Here is an 18,144-nt window from a genome sequence, read left to right as displayed (position 1 = left end):
TAACGCAAGCGAGAACGGCTATAAACAGAATGGCAATATTATGCCTATGAATCAGAAGCAGCTTTGCTAGGTTTATTTTTAATAGCTTTAAAACGATCGCCTAACTGTTCAGCAATAGTTTTTAACCCTGGAGTTTTCTTAGCGGCTGTCTTCACGTAGTCGTAAACTGTCAAACTGCTGCCCATTGCCTCGCTGCCGACTGCCATTAGGGTATCATCTACCTGTTCTGTCAGTTGTCGCAATCCAATCAAAAGTTCGGTAAGCGTCGCTGCTAGTTGATAATCCCGCACAAATTCGTCTACATCAAAGCTGGCTGGTAGAATTTCTCGGTTAGATTGAGCAGCAGTTAGGCTGGTGTTGACAAAGGCTAGGCTTTTATCGCCCATCTTAAATAACTTGCGTCGTTCTTCCACACTTAGAGTCACCAGAAACGGCATCTTTGTTTGGATAGTGGCAAAGGCTGCTTTAATTTCTTGGATATCTGCTGGAGAAAGGGAAGCGGTGATGTTTTGGTAAGCCATTGAATATTTACCGTGGTGAATCTGTTTGTTATGATTCCCATTGGTAAATGCGATCGCACAATAGGCAAGAGTAGAGTAACTGCGATCGTTGCCAGAGAAATCATTAAAATCGGACGCAGACATAACACGCCCGATTCTATGAGTGCCTAACACTGGCTTTTATTTTCTTATATAGGGATTTGGCGATCGCTTAAATTAAATTTTGCCGGCGCTGCATCATTGTCACCGATGGTGGCAATGATGCAGTTCGAGCGATCGCGATTCCTAAACCAGCACCCAGGAATAATGCCTTTAACATAGTAAATGCCTTTAATATAACTGTATATAATCAAACAATTTTGGTAAGAGTAATTACTACTAAAAAAATCTTGGGGATTTTAGGTAAGTTGTGATACAAATAATTATCTCATCTCATCTAGCTACTCAAGGTCACACAGTACATGGATTTAGATCACCGTCAACCAATGGTTAGATATGAAAAACTAGTGAAGTAATCTAGATTTATCTAATTTTAAATCCAAACTTTATGTATAAAATTATATTGATAAAAATGTCTGTACAGCATCAATAATTCCTCTGACTCCTTTGTATTGCCAGGAAACCATTCTTTACTACGCAATTTAGGAATAGATCAAGCTAGCGTTCACAGCTACACGTGAGTTACAAAGGAGCAAATCCATTGCCCGAAATTCCAGCAAGGTTGGCCCTGATTATGGAATTTTAAAATCAATCAATAAATAATTGGTATTTACCAGAGAAACCAGATATGTTCAATGCCACTGAAATTTTAATTGATGCCTTTGTAAATGAAATTCGAGAAGGTTACCGTCGCACCTACGGTTGCTTCAAAAATGATTATCAGGACATTATCGCCTGGGCTGGTAACATGGCTTTGGAAAACATTGCCAATAGTGACGCCCTTTATCACAATGTTGAACACACAGTCCTTGTTACCCTGGTGGGGCAAGAAATCTTACGTGGCAAACACATTCGGGAAGGCGGTGTTTCCAGTGAAGATTGGTTGCATTGTATTATTTCCTTACTGAGTCATGATATTGGCTATGTTAAAGGAGTTTGCCGACAAGACCGAGAAGCCGCAGGCTTATATGCCACAGGTAAAAATGGCAAAATGATTTCTTTAGCTCCTGGCGCTTCTGATGCGAGTCTTACGCCGTATCATGTTGATAGAGCCAAGCTTTTTATTGATGAGCGTTTTGGAGGTCACAAGTTAATAGATGCTGAGGCTATTAAGAGCAATATTGAATTGACCCGCTTTCCTGTGCCTGCGGCAGAAGATCATCAAGATACAAAGTGCTTTGCCGGGTTAGTCCGGGCTGCTGATTTGATTGGGCAACTAAGCGACCCGCGTTATCTGAAAAAAATTACTTCTTTATTTTACGAGTTTGAAGAAACTGGTGTAAATAAAGTTTTGGGCTATCAAACTCCTGCTGATTTACGGAATAACTACGCTAAGTTTTACTGGAATGGTGTCTTTCCCTATATCCAAGAGGGACTGCATTATCTATCACTCACACAGCAGGGAAAACAAATTCTGGCTAATCTCTACTCAAATGTGTTTGTTGTAGAACACGAAAAACAACAGCAAGAACAGCAGCGATATTTAGAGAAGTTAGGAGTGGGGAATTAGAAGTTGAGAGTTAGGAGTTGAAAATTATTAATCATGAGTTATGAATTAAGATAAAACTTTAATAACTCATAACTCCTAATTTATAACTCCTAACTACTATGGATTGGTGGCGACGACTAAAGAAAAATCCTTTGGCACGATTTGGGGCAATTTTGCTGTTAATTTTCTACATAGCAGTAATTGCAGCTGATTTCGTGGCTCCTTATGACCCTTACGCCTCACAGCCCAATGGTTCACTGCTCCCACCAACTAAAATACACTGGGTTTCTCAGTCAGGGCAGTTTATCGGGCCCCATGTTTATCCAACAACTCAGGGAGACACGAATTTAGAAACAGGCGATCGCGAACTTATTGTAGACTTCAAAAAGCCATCACCCCTGCGTCTATTTGTTTCTGGCCCAGAATACCGATTGTTGCAGATGAGTTTGCCACTACCCCCGAAGTGGGATGAAGTTACAATCTTTCCTGGTATTCCTTTAAATTGGCATTTATTTGGTACAACAACTGGCGCAAAAGTCAATATATTGGGTACTGATGACCAAGGCCGCGACCAATTTAGTCGCCTCTTGCATGGCGGTCGCATCAGTATGTTTATTGGGATTTTTGGCATTATCATTACCTATCCCCTCGGTTTGCTCATCGGGGGAATTTCTGGCTATTTTGGCGGTGTGACTGATAGCGTCATTATGCGCTTGGCAGAAGTGCTAATGACTTTTCCTAGTATTTATCTTTTAGTGACTTTGGGAGCAGTCTTACCACCTGGTTTAAGCAGTACTCAGCGCTTTTTACTAATTGTGGTGATTACTTCGGTTATTAGCTGGGCTGGTTTAGCACGAGTCATTCGCGGACAGGTACTATCAATTAAAGAGCGAGAATTTGTTCAAGCCTCGCGTGCAATGGGTGGGAACCCACTTTATATTATCCTCCGCCACGTTTTACCGCAAACGGCTAGTTATGTAATTATCTCTGCTACTCTTGCAATTCCCAGCTTTATTGGCGCAGAAGCGATACTGAGTCTCATCGGCTTGGGTATTCAACAACCAGACCCATCTTGGGGGAATATGCTTTCTCTGGCTAGTAATGCTTCAATTTTGGTATTGCAACCTTGGTTAATTTGGCCGCCTGCTGTGTTAATTATCCTTACAGTGTTAGCATTCAACTTACTCGGTGATGGGCTGAGAGATGCACTTGATCCTCGTAGTTTGAGAAGATAGGTTTGTCAAAAGATTTGCAATATCATTTAACTATAGTAATCCGAATTGAATTGTGAGAAAATACGGTAATCAAAAATACGTATTTATAAGCTTTTCAGCTTTTTTCTCTCTCACAAATCATTAGTAACTTGCGGTAATAATTGGGTGACTTAGATGATGAGCTTTTCTAGCATTGCTGTCGGTTTTTTTGCTTACAGTACAATGAATTCGCTAGTGTTGCATATTCCCGTACTGTTCTCAGATATAGGCCATTTTATAAAAGCAAGTGAGAAGTCTAAGCAAGTTAAACAACTTAAGCCAGTTGAGATGCAGACTCAACAGTTTCCGACAGTACAATCTCCTCAGAAAAAATTAACACAATGTTTGAGCATAGTAAGAGATTCTAGAGCCAGCCAGAGCAGTACCGTTAGCGGTAATGTACTGCCATCAAATAACCTTGGTGGCTCTGGCTCTAACACTGCTCTCGATTTAAAGAGTGGAAATCAACCAGAAAACCCTTCAACAGTAGTGACAGCGCCAACACCCCCAAAAACTAACACTTCAGATAATCATCGCGCAGTTTGCCAAGAATGCCGTAGTAAGTATCCAGAGTCAGCAATAGGAAAACGTATAGAAGGCAGAGTACAAATAGCTGTAGATACTGATGCTCAAGGTAATGTCACCAATGTGCGCCTTATCCGCTCCAGTGGAAACCGTAACTTGGATGAAGAAACTTTAAGACAAGCGCGTAACTGGAAATTAAAACCCGCATCTGGTGGCAGACAAGGAGTGTCAGTGGCAACCGAATATTCCATAGCGGGTTCATGCCATCACCTTCAATTACAAGAACGTAGGCGTAGGGATAGTAGTCAAACAGAAAATTGAACTAGCTGAAATTGTGATAAGTAAGAGAAATCAAATTGGGAAAATCCACTCATCATAAGATTTTTTAATATCGAATTCTAGGATCTACATAAGCATTTAAAATATCAATCAAAATGCTGGCACTGACAACGATCGCACCAAAAAACACCAACACTCCCTGGACTGTGGGATAATCGCGATCGGCGATCGCTTGATACAGCCGATTAGCTAACCCAGGCCAAGAAAATGTTACCTCTGTCAAAATCGCTCCACCTAACAGAGAAGCAAAGGTTAATCCTAAGACTGTAATCACTGGAATTAATGCATTTTTTAAGGCATGGGAGGTTAAAATTTTATTTTCACCAATACCTCTGGCTCTAGCTGCTTCTACATAATCTGCTTGCAAAGTTTGCTTTAAATTCACTCGCACAATTCGCTCAAAAATCCCACTCAGCAAAATTCCCAAAGTGAGACTCGGTAGAGCAAGATGGTGCAAAGCTGTGAAAAGCTGGGTAAAATTTCCACCGAGTAAGCTATCAATTGTATACAATCCAGTGACAGTAGTGGGAGCCGGAAGATTAGGCGGAAAACGGTTGGAATTGGGAAACCAACCCAGTTGGACTGAGAAAATCAACTGCAAAAGCATTCCCGCCCAAAACATAGGGAGTGCGTAGGTGATGATCCCAAATAAGCGCCCACCGACATCAAAATATGTCCCAGGACGAGAAGCTGAAAAAGTACCAACTAAAATTCCAACGATGAGTGCAACCGCCATACTACATACTGCTAACTCCACTGTCGCCGGGAAATATTGCCCAATTATGTCCCAAACGTTTTGTCCGCGACTCATTAAAGACGTTCCCAGATCAAAACGCAGTATGCTTCCCAAATAATTGAGGTACTGTAGCCACAGAGGAAGGTTTAAACCTAGTTGTTTTCGCAATTCTTCTTTAGCAGCTTCTGGCGCACGCCCGCCAAGAATTGCATCTGCCGGATCTCCTGGTGTCGCTCTTAGTAAAAGAAATACAATCGTGATGATTGTTAATAGCTGAAGTGGCGCAAGAAGCAACCGGGAAACGATGTAATATTGTAAAGCTTTAGAACGAGACATATTTTAGTCATTGGTCATTGGTCATTTGTCATTTGTCATTGGTCATTTGTGAATACAGAGAATTTCAAGTTAATAAACTTGTCTACTTTACTCTCAAAGCTAAGTTTAAAGGTTGTTTCAATTCTAAATTCTGTCTCCTGAATTCTTCTGTATGACTTATGCTCAATGACTAATAACTACTTTTTAATTGTCTGGTAAACCAGAATTTGGGTGGGATTTAGTTGTACGCCGCTAACACCTTTTTGGGCAAACACATAGTCTTTGCTTTGCCATAAGGGAACGTAAGGTACATCAGTAGCTACTTGCGTTTGAATTTCTGTAAAAATTTTCTGACGCGCTTCAGGATTTAATTCTTTGCGTTGCTGATCAATCAATTTGTTGATGGCTTCACTATAGTAAAACGAACCCTGAGTTTGACTGCCTCCATCTTCGCATCCTTTCGCAACTGAACCTTTATCACAAGATAAAAACGGCTGAACGTAATTATCTGGATCTAAAAAGTCTGGATACCAATCGAGTAAAGCTCCTGGATATAATCCTTTGGAAATGTCTTTAAAGAAGGCTGGACCTTCTGCCTGAGTGACTTCAAATTGCAAGATTCCATCCATCTTGGCATCAACAAGAGATTTGAGCGTCTGTGCTGCCAAACTACGAGTAGGTGAACTAGAAGGATACCAAATTTGTACTTTTGCCGGATTCTCTTTAGAAAAACCAGCAGTACTTAATAATTTTTTAGCTTGATCAAAGTTAGCATCGCCATATTTATCTTTAAATAGTGGCTGGGAAACATTAAATGTCGTGGGAATCATGCTATAAAGCGGATCTGCTTGACCAAGTAACGCGCGCTCATTTAAAAGTGGACGGTCAATTATTGACGCGATAGCTTGTCTTACCTCTAATTTATCTAAGGGCTGCTGATTCCGGTTTAATACCAGATAACTTACTACGCTACCTTGAGATGCGATCGCTTGCCAATCCCCTTTTTTAGCACCTTCTTCCAAACTACGATTTTGATCTGGCTGTAGGGACAAATAAGCTACATCGATTGCACGTGTACGGAAAGCATTAAACAAATTAACCGGACTAGTTTGAATTTGGAGGTTAACACCCTTGTTAACTGGTTTTTCTCCCCAATATTTATCAAACGCATCAAATCGGATTGAATCAGTACCATACTGTGCCAACTTGTAAGGGCCAGTTCCTACAAAAATATTCGGTTTAAATTTACCTGCACCAAGTTCGTAAGCTTTTGGTGAAAGTGCACACACCCCAGGAAACGCCAGCAGTGACGGAAACGCTGCAAAGGGTTTTTTCAGCCTAATGGTTAATTCATACTCACTTGTGGTTTTTACCGAATCTACTATATCTCCCAGCAAAAAAGAGGGTTTTCCTTTATTTTGAATGAAGCGGTTAATAGTAAACGCCATTGCTTGGGCATTGAAGGGAGTCCCATCATGAAAAACCACTCCCTGACGTAAGGGGATGGTATAAGTTAAAGCATCTTGGCTAACTTTAGGTAATGCTGTAGCTAGCTGGGGCTTAATTTCTGTGCTTCCTGGTTCGTAGGTGTAAAGGCGATCGCTCATATTAAACACCAAACCTAAGGCCGCTAACTCATAAGTATCAGCCGGATCAAGAGTTCTTGGCTTTGCCGTTGTACCTATAGTAATACGACCATCACCTGTAGGGCTATTCACAGAACCTGATGGTAGCGTATTTGGGTTAGGACGAGGAGCGCAACTAACAACTAAAAATAAACATAGACAAAACAAAGATAGGAATTGTGTAATCCGACCCCACCGTTTCACGGACAAGGAAATCCAGGTCATAGCAATAAAATATTTAATATCAGCGGTCAGCAATTTTACTACATTTGTGACTATTGTGCTTGATTTTTACAATTAGTTACGGCACTTTTTGTGACTAAATATACTTGTATAAATAAACATAACTTGCAGCAAATATGAAAAAACTTGCTCGATATTGTGACTTAGTTTGCAACCAACTCAAAATTTTGTAACGAATACTAAACTTCATAGTTAATTTGATTGCTATTGTGCAATTGCACTATTTGTTACAAACAAATATTGACGAAATGATAAATTTTAGTATTAGTTAAGTAATGAAAAGTTTTTATTTAATTAAGATTTTAAACATTGACTAAAATTGTCGTAAATTCATAACTATTAGTGAATAGCGATCGCGATATCGTAAACAACAGATTGAAAGTCTAAATAGTGAGACTAAGAGCGTGAAGTATTTCTTTCTATCTGAGGGATGGACAGTTGCTAGAGTTTGGGCATCCGATGGACTCTGGCAAATAACCGCATGGCGACGACAACCAGATATTCAGCGAATGAATATTTGTTTAGTAGAACAAAACGAATTGCTATGGCTTTATCGAGTTGAAGAAGCTGTTTTAACCGTGGAAGTGCAGCCAACAACACCAGTAATTGCCAGTAAGACTATAGGTCAAGTAGTACTCAAGCGTTTGATGAGTGCTGAACAGGTAATTGAACGCCTGGGTACGGCTGAGACGAAGTGTCAACTGCAAAATATCCAATTGGTGGTTCAGTAGATACTAGTGGATCAAAGAGGCAGAGGGGCAGGGGGCAGGGTGCAAGGGGGAGAATGAGATGAGAATTTATCTCTTTCCCCCCTGTTCCCCACTCCCCACTCCCCTCATAAAGAAAAGATAAGAAAATTTAATCCCCGACAACGATTGGTAGCGAAAAAACTTGGAGATGCTACGCGATCGCATCAATTTACACGCTTGCAAACAATTCCATCAATAGTTACACTTTTTAAAACATTCTCATTTTTGCTTAGTGATGGCTACCCTACAGGGTAAATCTCAAGGGAGCGAGTAAGCATTGCCAAAGTACCCACACTGTCTAACTTATAAGACTAAGGTGTGGTAAGGTTTTGGCTGTGGCAATAACAAAAAACAAGAGAGAGTTTTCTGAGTGGCGAGTTTCGTTCCTTAGAATCTCAGTAAGAAAATTGCTTTGTAAACTAACTCATCGAGGAGGAGCGTAGTCGATGGGACTACCCTGGTACCGAGTACATACAGTCGTTCTGAATGATCCAGGGCGGCTGATTTCTGTACACTTAATGCACACAGCCTTAGTAGCAGGCTGGGCTGGTTCGATGGCACTCTACGAACTGGCTGTTTTTGACCCTAGCGATCCGGTTCTCAATCCCATGTGGCGTCAAGGGATGTTCGTTCTACCCTTCATGTCGCGTTTGGGCGTTACCCAATCTTGGGGTGGTTGGAGCGTGACTGGTGGCCCAGCAACTGATCCTGGCTTCTGGTCATTTGAAGGCGTTGCTGCGGCTCACATCGTTCTTTCTGGTCTTTTGTTCCTAGCTGCCGTTTGGCATTGGGTTTACTGGGATTTGGAACTTTTTAGAGATCCCCGCACTGGTGAACCTGCTCTAGACTTGCCAAAAATGTTTGGCATTCACCTGTTCTTATCTGGTCTACTTTGTTTTGGATTTGGTGCTTTTCACCTCACCGGACTATTTGGCCCAGGAATGTGGGTTACTGACCCCTACGGTATAACTGGAGCCGCGCAAGCAGTAGCACCAGAATGGGGCCCAGATGGTTTTAACCCATATAACCCTGGTGGCATTGTGGCTCACCACATTGCTGCTGGTGTTGTTGGTATTATTGCAGGCTTATTCCACCTCACAGTAAGACCCCCCGAACGGCTTTACAAAGCCCTACGGATGGGGAACATTGAAACAGTACTTTCTAGCAGTATTGCAGCAGTTTTCTTTGCTGCTTTCGTTGTTGCTGGTACTATGTGGTACGGTAATGCCGCCACTCCCATAGAATTGTTTGGCCCAACCCGTTATCAATGGGATCAAGGCTACTTCCGTCAAGAAATTCAGCAACGCGTCCAAACAAGTGTTGCCCAAGGTGCAACCCTTGAGCAAGCTTGGTCGCAGATTCCCGAAAAGCTGGCTTTCTATGATTACGTCGGTAATAGCCCCGCTAAAGGCGGTCTATTCCGTACAGGGCCTATGGTCAAGGGTGATGGTATTGCTCAGTCTTGGCAAGGTCACGCCGTATTCAAAGATTCTGAAGGACGCGAATTGACCGTGCGTCGTCTGCCCAACTTCTTTGAAACCTTCCCAGTAATTTTGACCGATGCAGATGGAATTGTCCGCGCTGACATTCCCTTCCGTCGGGCAGAATCTAAGTATAGCTTCGAGCAATCTGGTGTCACCGTCAGTTTCTATGGTGGCGATCTAAATGGTAAAACCTTTACAGAGCCAGCTGATGTGAAGAAGTATGCTCGTAAAGCTCAAGGCGGTGAAATCTTTGAATTTGACCGGGAAACCTTAAACTCTGATGGTGTATTCCGCACCAGTCCTAGAGGTTGGTTTACCTTTGGACATGCTGTATTTGCTCTCTTGTTCTTCTTTGGTCACCTCTGGCATGGCTCTCGGACAATCTACCGAGACGTATTTGCTGGTGTTGATGCGGATCTAGAAGAGCAAGTTGAGTGGGGTCTATTCCAGAAAGTGGGTGACAAGTCAACCCGCCGGAAGGAAGCCCTTTAAAGGACAGGAAACTGGAGACTGGGAAAACTTTTCCCAGTCCTTAATACCCAGTACCTAATCCTAATCCCTCATTACTAGCTAGATAAGCAGGAAATCGTAATATGGAAAGCGTTGCTTACATCTTGATTTTTACTCTGTGTATAGGTACTATCTTTTTTGCGATCGCATTTCGCGAACCCCCTCGCTTTGAAAAACCAAAAGATAAGTAGATCCTATTTACCAGACTTTTAAGCAGATTGAATCTTAGTATCCGTTGCTACGACGCACCGTAGCAACGGATATTATTGTGTATGTCCTTTGTTGGTTTTCACTACTTTTTCACTACTAAGTAAATAACCAATCATTTTTATATTGTGATATAATTTCCAATCTTGGGAGTAGATATGTGTTAATACTAGCTTTTCTGCGCTAGGATGAAAAAGGATGTTAAGTGTTAAGCTGCCACAAAACTGTTTACATTACACATCACGCTTGTCGCACAACCTTTACGGAGACTAGAACCAGGAACAAATCAGCATGGTCAATCAGAATTTAACCGCTACAGAAATTGGATTCACTCACGAAGATTTCGCTGCTCTACTTGACAAATACGATTATCATTTTAGCCCTGGTGATGTTGTCCCAGGAACAGTTTTCAGTATAGAGCCGCGCGGCGCTCTGATTGACATTGGTGCTAAAACCGCAGCATATATTCCTATACAAGAAATGTCTATTAACCGGGTAGATAGCCCGGAAGAAGTCTTACAGTCAAACGAAACACGGGAATTTTTCATCCTTACCGATGAAAACGAAGACGGTCAATTAACCCTTTCCATTCGCCGTATTGAATATATGCGGGCTTGGGAGCGCGTGCGACAGCTGCAAGCAGAAGATGCTACTGTTCGTTCTGGCGTGTTTGCAACCAATCGCGGCGGAGCATTGGTACGGATTGAGGGATTACGTGGCTTTATCCCCGGTTCTCATATTAGTACCCGCAAACCTAAAGAAGAATTGGTAGGCGAAGATTTACCATTAAAATTCCTAGAGGTGGACGAAGAACGTAACCGCTTAGTTCTATCTCACCGTCGGGCACTGGTTGAGCGTAAGATGAACCGCCTAGAAGTCGGCGAAGTAGTAATTGGTACAGTTCGTGGTATCAAACCTTACGGTGCTTTCATCGACATTGGTGGTGTGAGTGGTCTACTGCACATTTCTGAGATTTCTCACGAACATATTGATACCCCTCATAGCGTGTTCAATGTCAATGATGAAGTAAAAGTTATGATCATTGACTTGGATGCAGAAAGGGGTCGGATTTCCTTATCTACCAAGCAACTAGAACCAGAACCCGGCGATATGATTAAAAACCGGGATTTGGTCTACGATAAGGCAGAAGAAATGGCTGCTAAATATCGTGAACAAATGTTAGCCAAGCAACAAGGCGCGACTGCTGCACCCACGGAAGTTTTAGCAGAAGAAGATATTCCACCAGCAGCAGAACTTGAAGAAGATATTCCACCAGCTACGGAAATTGAAGAAGCAATTCCAGTAGTTGCGGAAACTGAAGAAGAGATTCCAGCAGCTACGGAAACTGAAGAAGAAATTCCAGCAGCTATTGAAGAATAATACATTTATAGTTTTACTTATTTTTAAGTAAGAGTATTAAATCATTGGATAAAGAGGGTTTTCCCCTCTTTTTTTATGTTGAGAATTGGGAACGGTTAGGAGTTAAGCATAAAAACTCATAACTCTTCAATTTTAACTAAACAAATGGAATGAAATATTGTGGCAACTATTAAATGTAGAAACATCACCTTTGATAATATCCAGGCAATTTTGTTTGACAAAAACGGTACTCTAGAAGATTCAGAAACGTATTTGCGATCGCTTGCACAAAAAGCAGCAAGATTGATAGACGCGCAAATTCCCGGTATTGGCGAACCGCTATTAATGGCATTTGGGATCAATGGGAATATTCTAGATCCCGCAGGTTTGATATCGGTAGCGAGTCGCCGTGAAACAGAAGTTGCAGCTGCGGCATATATTGCCGAAACGGGAAGAGGATGGTTTGAGTCCTTAAAAATAGCCCGTCAAGCTTTGGATGAAGCGGAAAAATACATTGAACAAACTCCTTCGCCGCTGTTTGTGGGTAGCTTAGACTTATTGAAATATCTACAGCAAGGAGGCTTGAAACTTGGTATACTCTCGGCTGCAACAACTGAAGAAGTACATAACTTTGTAGAGAATCACCAATTAAGTGATTATATCCAGTTGGAAATGGGAGTAGATGAGGGGCCAAGTAAACCAGATCCAGTACTATTTTTGCAAGCTTGCCAAGCTTTAGGAGTCGAACCAAGCGCTACATTGATGGTGGGTGATTCCGTTGGTGATATGCAAATGGCGCGTAATGCTAAAGCCGCAGGTTGTATTGGTATCACTTGGGTGGATAAGTCTGATAATGTCCGAGGTGCGGATGTGGTAATTAATTTACTTGATGAAATCCAAATTTTAAAAGATTAGTTTACCTTTGACGACGCTAAATAAGCTGTTGAGAGGATCTTAGGTAAAAGCGATGTATGACAACAAGCACTGATGCTCGTAAGGGCTGTGTTCCTGACATAGCAGCCTCTGACTCGCTATTAGGTTTGCGATCGCCTGGCCCCACTTGACAGCAGTTACTACAACACCTACAACGTGGGAAACCTTTGCCAAGAGCGCAGTTTCACCGCTACGTGCCTACGTACTTTCCCGCAACAATTTGTCAAATTTTACATGATCTATGTCTTTAGATAGATATAATATCTTTCTCAGATGGCTTACTATTTCATCGAGACTGCTTGTTAGGGCAATTCTCAATAGAAAAATTCAGAAATCAGAATTCAGGAGTCAAAATCAATTAGTGGGGAATTAAGACCCGCAGGTTTCTATTTGACTATTAAACTTTCTCCTTTGGAGACACTACGTTAACGATTTAGTTTTGGTCTTAAACTCATTTATTGAGACGCTGTGAACTCGTTCTAAGTGTTGGCGTAGCGTCTCGTAGAGAAGCTATGCCGTTGGCGTACTCCTAGAGAGAGGCAAGCTACGCGTAGCGTGTCGTAAGACAAGCCTCTCTTAGACAAGGTTTTTCGCTGCGCTATGCGCCAATACTTTCGACAGGCTCAGTAACCATCGTAAAGAATTCAATTCTAAATTTTGAATTTTAACTCCTGAATTATTGTCTGATAAGTGAAATACGTTGAAATAATTTCAGAGTCAGAAATCGATTGTTTGATTGTATTTCTGCCTGTCTTAAGCAGAGCGTATTGCACACAATTAATAATTTCTATAAGTCCCTAAACCCCACAGAAGCTGCTGGGTAGAATTTCTTTGTGTAGAAGTATCTTAGGAATTTTAAGTTGCAGCTAAATGTGCACAGAGTAAATTACACGTTTTTGCGGAGTCAAAAAATATGAAGATTTTAACTGGTCTTATTTCCAGCTTGACGCTACTGAGTTTAAATGTTGTGGGTTTATCTCAGGTACAGGCTCAAACACAAGAAGGATTTACGTTTCAAAAAGTTCCAGTAACTCTTTTCGGAAATGGTTGCCCAAAAGGAACAGCAGAGGGAATTTTGAATGGAGATACTCTCTCAGTAACATTTTCTGAGTTTGAAGCTAAAGCTGCACCTCCTAAGGTTGTATCAGCAGCCTGCAATCTGCGGATCGGTCTTAATGTACCTTCTGGATTGAACGTTCAGCCGGTTAACGTCAACTATCTTGGCTTTGCGGATGTGCCTAAAGGAGGCAGTGCTAACCTAAACGTTAGAATACTATTTCAAGGTCAAATAGTTCCAACTAACAATAATCCAAACGCAACGTTTAACGCTGGCTTCTCAGATGTCTGGGATAAAAATGTAGGTATTACATTAGGTACAATAAATGCATGTAAAAAGCCAGTGAGTTCGATTTTTGGTATTAATACAAATCTGACGGCAAGAGCTACAACTGTAGCTGCAAATCAAGAAACCCAAATCCGAATTGATACAATCGACACAACAATCGGGCCTGTATTATTTCAAATCAAGTTTGCTTTTAATCCTTGCTAGGTTTTAAATGCATAATCTGCATTTAATTTTTCACAAAAGCTGATGCCTCTAACGAGGATGTTTTAAAACTCTCAGAATAGTTTTACCATTCTGGCTCAAGTCAAGTGCGATAAAAAATACGATTTCAGCCATATACTGAGATGCTTCACCGTGCTTTATCATGAGAGCAAAATACCGTTTTAAAACATCCTCTAAAGTTGCTTTACCAAACTTATCCAAAGATTTCTTACAATCGCTCTGAAGAAATCTTTGGTTCTCTGTTTGGGAAAATAGTATTGGCAATTCTTAAATGAATGAAATACGCTGATCTAAAGCATTTCAAAGCCAGAAATTGGTTGTTTTATCCTATTTTTATTTGCTTTAGCCAGAGCGTATTACAGATAATTAAGAACTGCTATAAGTCCCCAAACACCAAAGAGGTTAGTGGTTAAAATTCTTTTGTGTAGAAGGAAGAGTCTTAGGGAATTTTAAGTTGCAGTTAATTTGTACAGGAAGTTAAATGTTTTCGCGGAGTCTAAACAATATGAAAATTTTAACTAGCATTATTTCCAGCTTGACCCTACTGAGTTTAAATGTTGTGGGTTTATCTCAGGTACAGGCTCAAACGCAAACAGGACTTATATTTGATCAAAAGGTTCCAGTAAGTTTTTCGGGAACTGGTTGCCCCCCGGGAAAAATAGAGGGAGTTTTAAATGGAGATACCCTTTCAGTAACATTTTCTGAATTTGAAGCTAAAGCTCCACGTCCCAGGGTTATATCAAAATCCTGCAATCTGCGGATCGGTCTGACTGTACCTTCTGGATTTAACATTCAACCAGTTAGCGTCAACTATCTTGGCTTTGCAGATGTGCCTACAGGAGGCAGTGCTGACCTGAACGTGAGAATACTCTTTCAAGGTAGAGAAGTTCCAACTGACGTTAATCCAAACCGAACCTTTCCGGCCGGCTTTTCAGATGTTTACAGCAAAATTGTGCCTATTACATTAAATACAATAAATGCATGTAAGAACCCAGTGAGTTCGGTTTTTGGTATCAATTCAACTGTGACGGCAAGAGGTACAAATATACCTACAGGTCAAGAAACCCAAATCCGAATTGATACAATCGACACAACAATCGACGATGTATTGTTCCAAATCAAGTTTGAGTATAATCCTTGTTAGGTTTTTTAAATGCATAGTTAATTTTGCATTTAATTTTTCCCAAAAGCTTAACTCTCAAAAGTTGCTTTACCAACTTATCGAAAGATTTCTTCAAAGCAATTGGAAGAAATCTTGAATTCTATACTCTTGATAAATAATTAGGTCAAGCTAGCTGATAAATCTATCAAAATCACAATTTGCCAAACATACGTCTTTGGATAGATAAAATATATTTATCTGTAATTTTGAATTTTTTCAAGGATTATTATGGCGGCAATTGTGAACTGGAGAATAATTCAGAAGTAAGAATTCAGGATTCAGAATCAATTTAGTGGGGCCAGACCTACCATTTTATTCTTGAACAATAAATCGAACGCGAGTGCGTCTCCAAAAGAGAAGATTTCGTGAGGGTATTAAACCCATTTATTCATTCTGCGGGGAAACTACCTACTGCTGCGCTATCCGCCAGTTATACAGAATTGAATTCTGAATTCTAAGTCCTGACTCCTGAATTATTTTCTGAGAAGTGAAATACGTTGATAAATAATTTCCGAGTCATAAATTGATTATTTTATCCTATTTCTGTCTCTTTTAAGTAGAGCGTGTTGCAGACAATTAAGAACTGCTAGAGAATCCTCCAACCTGGAAAATGCTACTGGGGTAAAATTTGTTTTTTTAAAAGTATGTTAGGAGTTTGGCATTGCAGCTAATACGCATAGGAGATTACATAATTTTCGTGGAGTTATTATATGAAAGTTTTAACTGGTTTGATTTCCAGTTTGATGCTACTAAGTTTAAATGTTGTCGGTTTATCTCAGGTACAGGCTCAAACACCGACAGGATTTAAGTTTCAAAAAGTTGATGGAACTTTTTTCGGAAATGGTTGCCCAAACGGAACAGCACAGCTAGTTTTGAATGGAGATACTGCTTCAGTAACATTTTCTCAGTTTGAAGCTTTAGCTTCACCTCCTAAAGTTGTATCAGCATCCTGTAATCTGCGGTTCGGTATTGATATACCTTCTGGCTCTAACGTTCAGCCGATTAGCGTCAGGTATCTTGGCTTTGCAGATGTGCCTACCGGAGGCAGTGCTGATTTGAGGGTTGAAATATCATTTCAAGGTGCAAATGTTGCAACTATCAATAATCCAAACCAAACGTTTCCGGCTGGTTTTTCAGATACTTGGAACAAAAATATAGATATTGTAGCAAACACAATAAATGCATGTAGTAGACCAGTCAGTTCGGTTTTTGGTATCAATTCAACTCTGACTGCAAAAGCTAGAGGTATACCTGCAAATCAAGAAACTCAAATCAGAATTAATACAATTGACACAACAATCAAGGATGTATTGTTCCAAATAAAGTTTGCTTTTAAGCCTTGTTAGGTTTTTTAAATATATAGTCAGTTTTGCATTTAATTCTTTACAAAACTTTTCGAGGCTTTGATATTACAAAAAATCCTTTTTCAACATCCTCTAATATTCACAGAAGATTACACATTTTCACGGAGTTATTAGATGAAAGTTTTAACTGGTCTGATTTCCAGTTGCATTTAATGTTTTAGAAAACCTGCTGTTCGTAAAGCATCTTTACCAACTTATCGAAAGATTTATTCAATCACTCTAAAGAAATCTTTGACTTTCTGTCTTGATAAATAGCTAGGTCAAGCCAAAGTAGTGGATAAATCTAACGAAATCACAATTTGCAAAAAATATGTCTTTGGATAGGTAAAATATATTTTTATTTGATAGTTTGATGATATAATATTTTTAAAACTTCTTGTGAGGGCAATTCTTAATTAAAGAAGAATTCAGAAGTAAGAATTCAGGAGTCAGAATCAATTAGTGGGGGTTCAATACCGCCATTTTATTCTTTAACGATAAATCGAACGCGAGCACGTATCCAAAGGAGAATTTAGTTAGGGTCTTAAAGTTACTTATTCATTCGCTGGTAGACTCGCTACCGCAAGTCGTGCAGAATTCAATTTTGAATTCTAAATCCTGACTCCTGAATTATTTTCTGATAAGTTAAATACGCTGGTAAACAATTTACCTGTCAGAAATTGATTGTTTTATCATATTTCTGTCTTTTTTAACCAGAGCGTATTCCATAAGTTTCATGATTAATAGATATGCCCAAAATTCAAAGAGTTTGCCAGGTAAAGTTTTTCTGTCTAGAAGTATATTAGGAGATTGACATTATATGTAATATTTATGGGAGGTTACAGATTTTCGCGGAGTTATTAAATGAAAGTTTTAACTGGTATGATTTCCAGTTTGACGCTACTGAGTTTAAATCTTGTGGGTTTATCTCAGGTACAGGCTCAAACACCAGGATTTGAGCTTCAAGAAGTTCCAGTAACTCTTTTCGGAAATGGCTGCCCAAACGGAACAGCAAAGGGAATTTTGGATGCAGATACTCTTTCGATAACAATTTCTGAGTTTGAAGCTAAAGCTTCACCCCCTAAGGTTGTATCAGCATCCTGTAATCTGCGGATCGGTCTGAATGTACCTTCTGGATTTAACGTTCAGCCGATTCAAGTCAAGTATCTTGGCTTTGCAGATGTGCCTACAGGAGGCAGCGCTGACCTGAATGTGAAAATACTCTTTCAAGGTCAAGAACTTCCAACTATCGACGATCCAAATGCAACGTTTGCGCCTGGTTTCTCAGCTACTTGGAGTAAAGATGTAAATATTGTATTAGGCACAATAAATGTATGTGAAAATCCAGTAAGTTCGATTTTTGGTATCAATACAAATCTGACGGCAAGAGCTAGAGATATACCTGCAAATCAAGAAACCAAAATCCGAATTGATAAAATAGATACAGCAATCGGCCCTGTATTGTTCCAAATAAAGTTCGCTTTTAATCCTTGTTAGGTTTTTTAAATGCATGGTCAGTTTTGCATTGAATTTACCCCATAAGCTGAACTATCAAAAGCGGCTTTACCAAGTTATCAAAATATTTCTTTCAATCGCTCTGAAGAAATTTTTGACTCTGTGTCTTGAGACATAGTTATTGACAACAA

At 40.2% G+C, this 18,144-nt stretch carries 15 protein-coding genes; 12 read left to right on the top strand and 3 right to left on the bottom strand.

Annotated features, from left to right (window positions below):
* Positions 1 to 44 precede the first annotated feature (44 nt).
* Positions 45 to 521 (bottom strand): hypothetical protein, encoded by a 477-nt coding sequence (locus H6G96_RS12000; RefSeq protein ID WP_190911805.1) that lies wholly within the window; start codon positions 519 to 521, stop codon positions 45 to 47.
* A gap of 766 nt (positions 522 to 1,287) precedes the next feature.
* Between H6G96_RS12000 and H6G96_RS11995 the strand changes: the two genes are divergently transcribed.
* From H6G96_RS11995 to H6G96_RS11985, 3 genes are all read left to right on the top strand, one after another.
* On the top strand, positions 1,288 to 2,169 hold the full coding sequence (locus H6G96_RS11995; protein ID WP_190911661.1) for an Npun_R2479 family HD domain-containing metalloprotein: 882 nt from the start codon (positions 1,288 to 1,290) through the stop codon (positions 2,167 to 2,169).
* A 98-nt stretch (positions 2,170 to 2,267) separates the two neighbouring features.
* Entirely contained in the window at positions 2,268 to 3,383 is a 1,116-nt protein-coding gene (locus H6G96_RS11990) for an ABC transporter permease (RefSeq protein WP_190911660.1), read from the top strand.
* Positions 3,384 to 3,536: 153 nt separating this feature from the next.
* A complete protein-coding gene (locus H6G96_RS11985; protein ID WP_190911659.1) occupies positions 3,537 to 4,247 on the top strand; it encodes an energy transducer TonB in 711 nt (236 codons plus the stop codon).
* 64 nt (positions 4,248 to 4,311) lie between these two features.
* Here the strand turns inward: H6G96_RS11985 and H6G96_RS11980 are convergent, their stop codons facing one another.
* Both H6G96_RS11980 and H6G96_RS11975 read right to left on the bottom strand, forming a co-directional pair.
* Positions 4,312 to 5,337, bottom strand: a complete 1,026-nt coding sequence (locus tag H6G96_RS11980; RefSeq protein ID WP_190911658.1) for an ABC transporter permease — start codon at positions 5,335 to 5,337, stop codon at positions 4,312 to 4,314.
* A gap of 176 nt (positions 5,338 to 5,513) precedes the next feature.
* Positions 5,514 to 7,166 (bottom strand): ABC transporter substrate-binding protein, encoded by a 1,653-nt coding sequence (locus H6G96_RS11975; RefSeq protein WP_190911657.1) that lies wholly within the window; start codon positions 7,164 to 7,166, stop codon positions 5,514 to 5,516.
* A 422-nt stretch (positions 7,167 to 7,588) separates the two neighbouring features.
* On the opposite strand from H6G96_RS11975, the gene H6G96_RS11970 reads away from it, so the two are divergent.
* The 9 genes from H6G96_RS11970 (at position 7,589) to H6G96_RS11930 (ending at position 17,995) form a co-directional block, all read left to right on the top strand.
* The gene (locus tag H6G96_RS11970) at positions 7,589 to 7,915 is read left to right on the top strand and encodes a hypothetical protein (RefSeq protein WP_190729889.1); all 327 of its coding nucleotides are present in this window, start codon (positions 7,589 to 7,591) and stop codon (positions 7,913 to 7,915) included.
* Positions 7,916 to 8,379: 464 nt separating this feature from the next.
* A complete protein-coding gene (gene psbB / locus H6G96_RS11965; RefSeq protein WP_190911656.1) occupies positions 8,380 to 9,909 on the top strand; it encodes a photosystem II chlorophyll-binding protein CP47 in 1,530 nt (509 codons plus the stop codon).
* A 101-nt stretch (positions 9,910 to 10,010) separates the two neighbouring features.
* Complete coding sequence (locus H6G96_RS11960) at positions 10,011 to 10,118, top strand: photosystem II reaction center protein T (protein ID WP_012409025.1); 108 nt, start codon at positions 10,011 to 10,013, stop codon at positions 10,116 to 10,118.
* 307 nt (positions 10,119 to 10,425) lie between these two features.
* Positions 10,426 to 11,514: a 30S ribosomal protein S1 gene (locus tag H6G96_RS11955; RefSeq protein WP_190911655.1), complete on the top strand. Its 1,089-nt coding sequence runs from the start codon at positions 10,426 to 10,428 to the stop codon at positions 11,512 to 11,514.
* A gap of 159 nt (positions 11,515 to 11,673) precedes the next feature.
* Positions 11,674 to 12,408 carry an HAD-IA family hydrolase gene (locus H6G96_RS11950; RefSeq protein WP_190911654.1) on the top strand — a complete coding sequence of 245 codons (735 nt, stop codon included), beginning with the start codon at positions 11,674 to 11,676 and terminating at the stop codon, positions 12,406 to 12,408.
* A gap of 931 nt (positions 12,409 to 13,339) precedes the next feature.
* Positions 13,340 to 13,975 carry a DUF4360 domain-containing protein gene (locus tag H6G96_RS11945; protein WP_190911653.1) on the top strand — a complete coding sequence of 212 codons (636 nt, stop codon included), beginning with the start codon at positions 13,340 to 13,342 and terminating at the stop codon, positions 13,973 to 13,975.
* Between the two features lie 523 nt (positions 13,976 to 14,498).
* Entirely contained in the window at positions 14,499 to 15,137 is a 639-nt protein-coding gene (locus H6G96_RS11940) for a DUF4360 domain-containing protein (RefSeq protein ID WP_190911652.1), read from the top strand.
* A 728-nt stretch (positions 15,138 to 15,865) separates the two neighbouring features.
* Positions 15,866 to 16,501, top strand: coding sequence for a DUF4360 domain-containing protein (locus H6G96_RS11935; protein ID WP_190911651.1), 636 nt, complete (start codon positions 15,866 to 15,868; stop codon positions 16,499 to 16,501).
* Positions 16,502 to 17,362: 861 nt separating this feature from the next.
* A complete protein-coding gene (locus H6G96_RS11930) occupies positions 17,363 to 17,995 on the top strand; it encodes a DUF4360 domain-containing protein (RefSeq protein ID WP_190911650.1) in 633 nt (210 codons plus the stop codon).
* Positions 17,996 to 18,144: the final 149 nt, after the last annotated feature.

The organism is Nostoc sp. FACHB-892, assembly GCF_014698795.1.
Classification (GTDB): Bacteria; Cyanobacteriota; Cyanobacteriia; order Cyanobacteriales; family Nostocaceae; genus Nostoc.
This window is presented reverse-complemented; position numbering and strand designations above follow the sequence as displayed.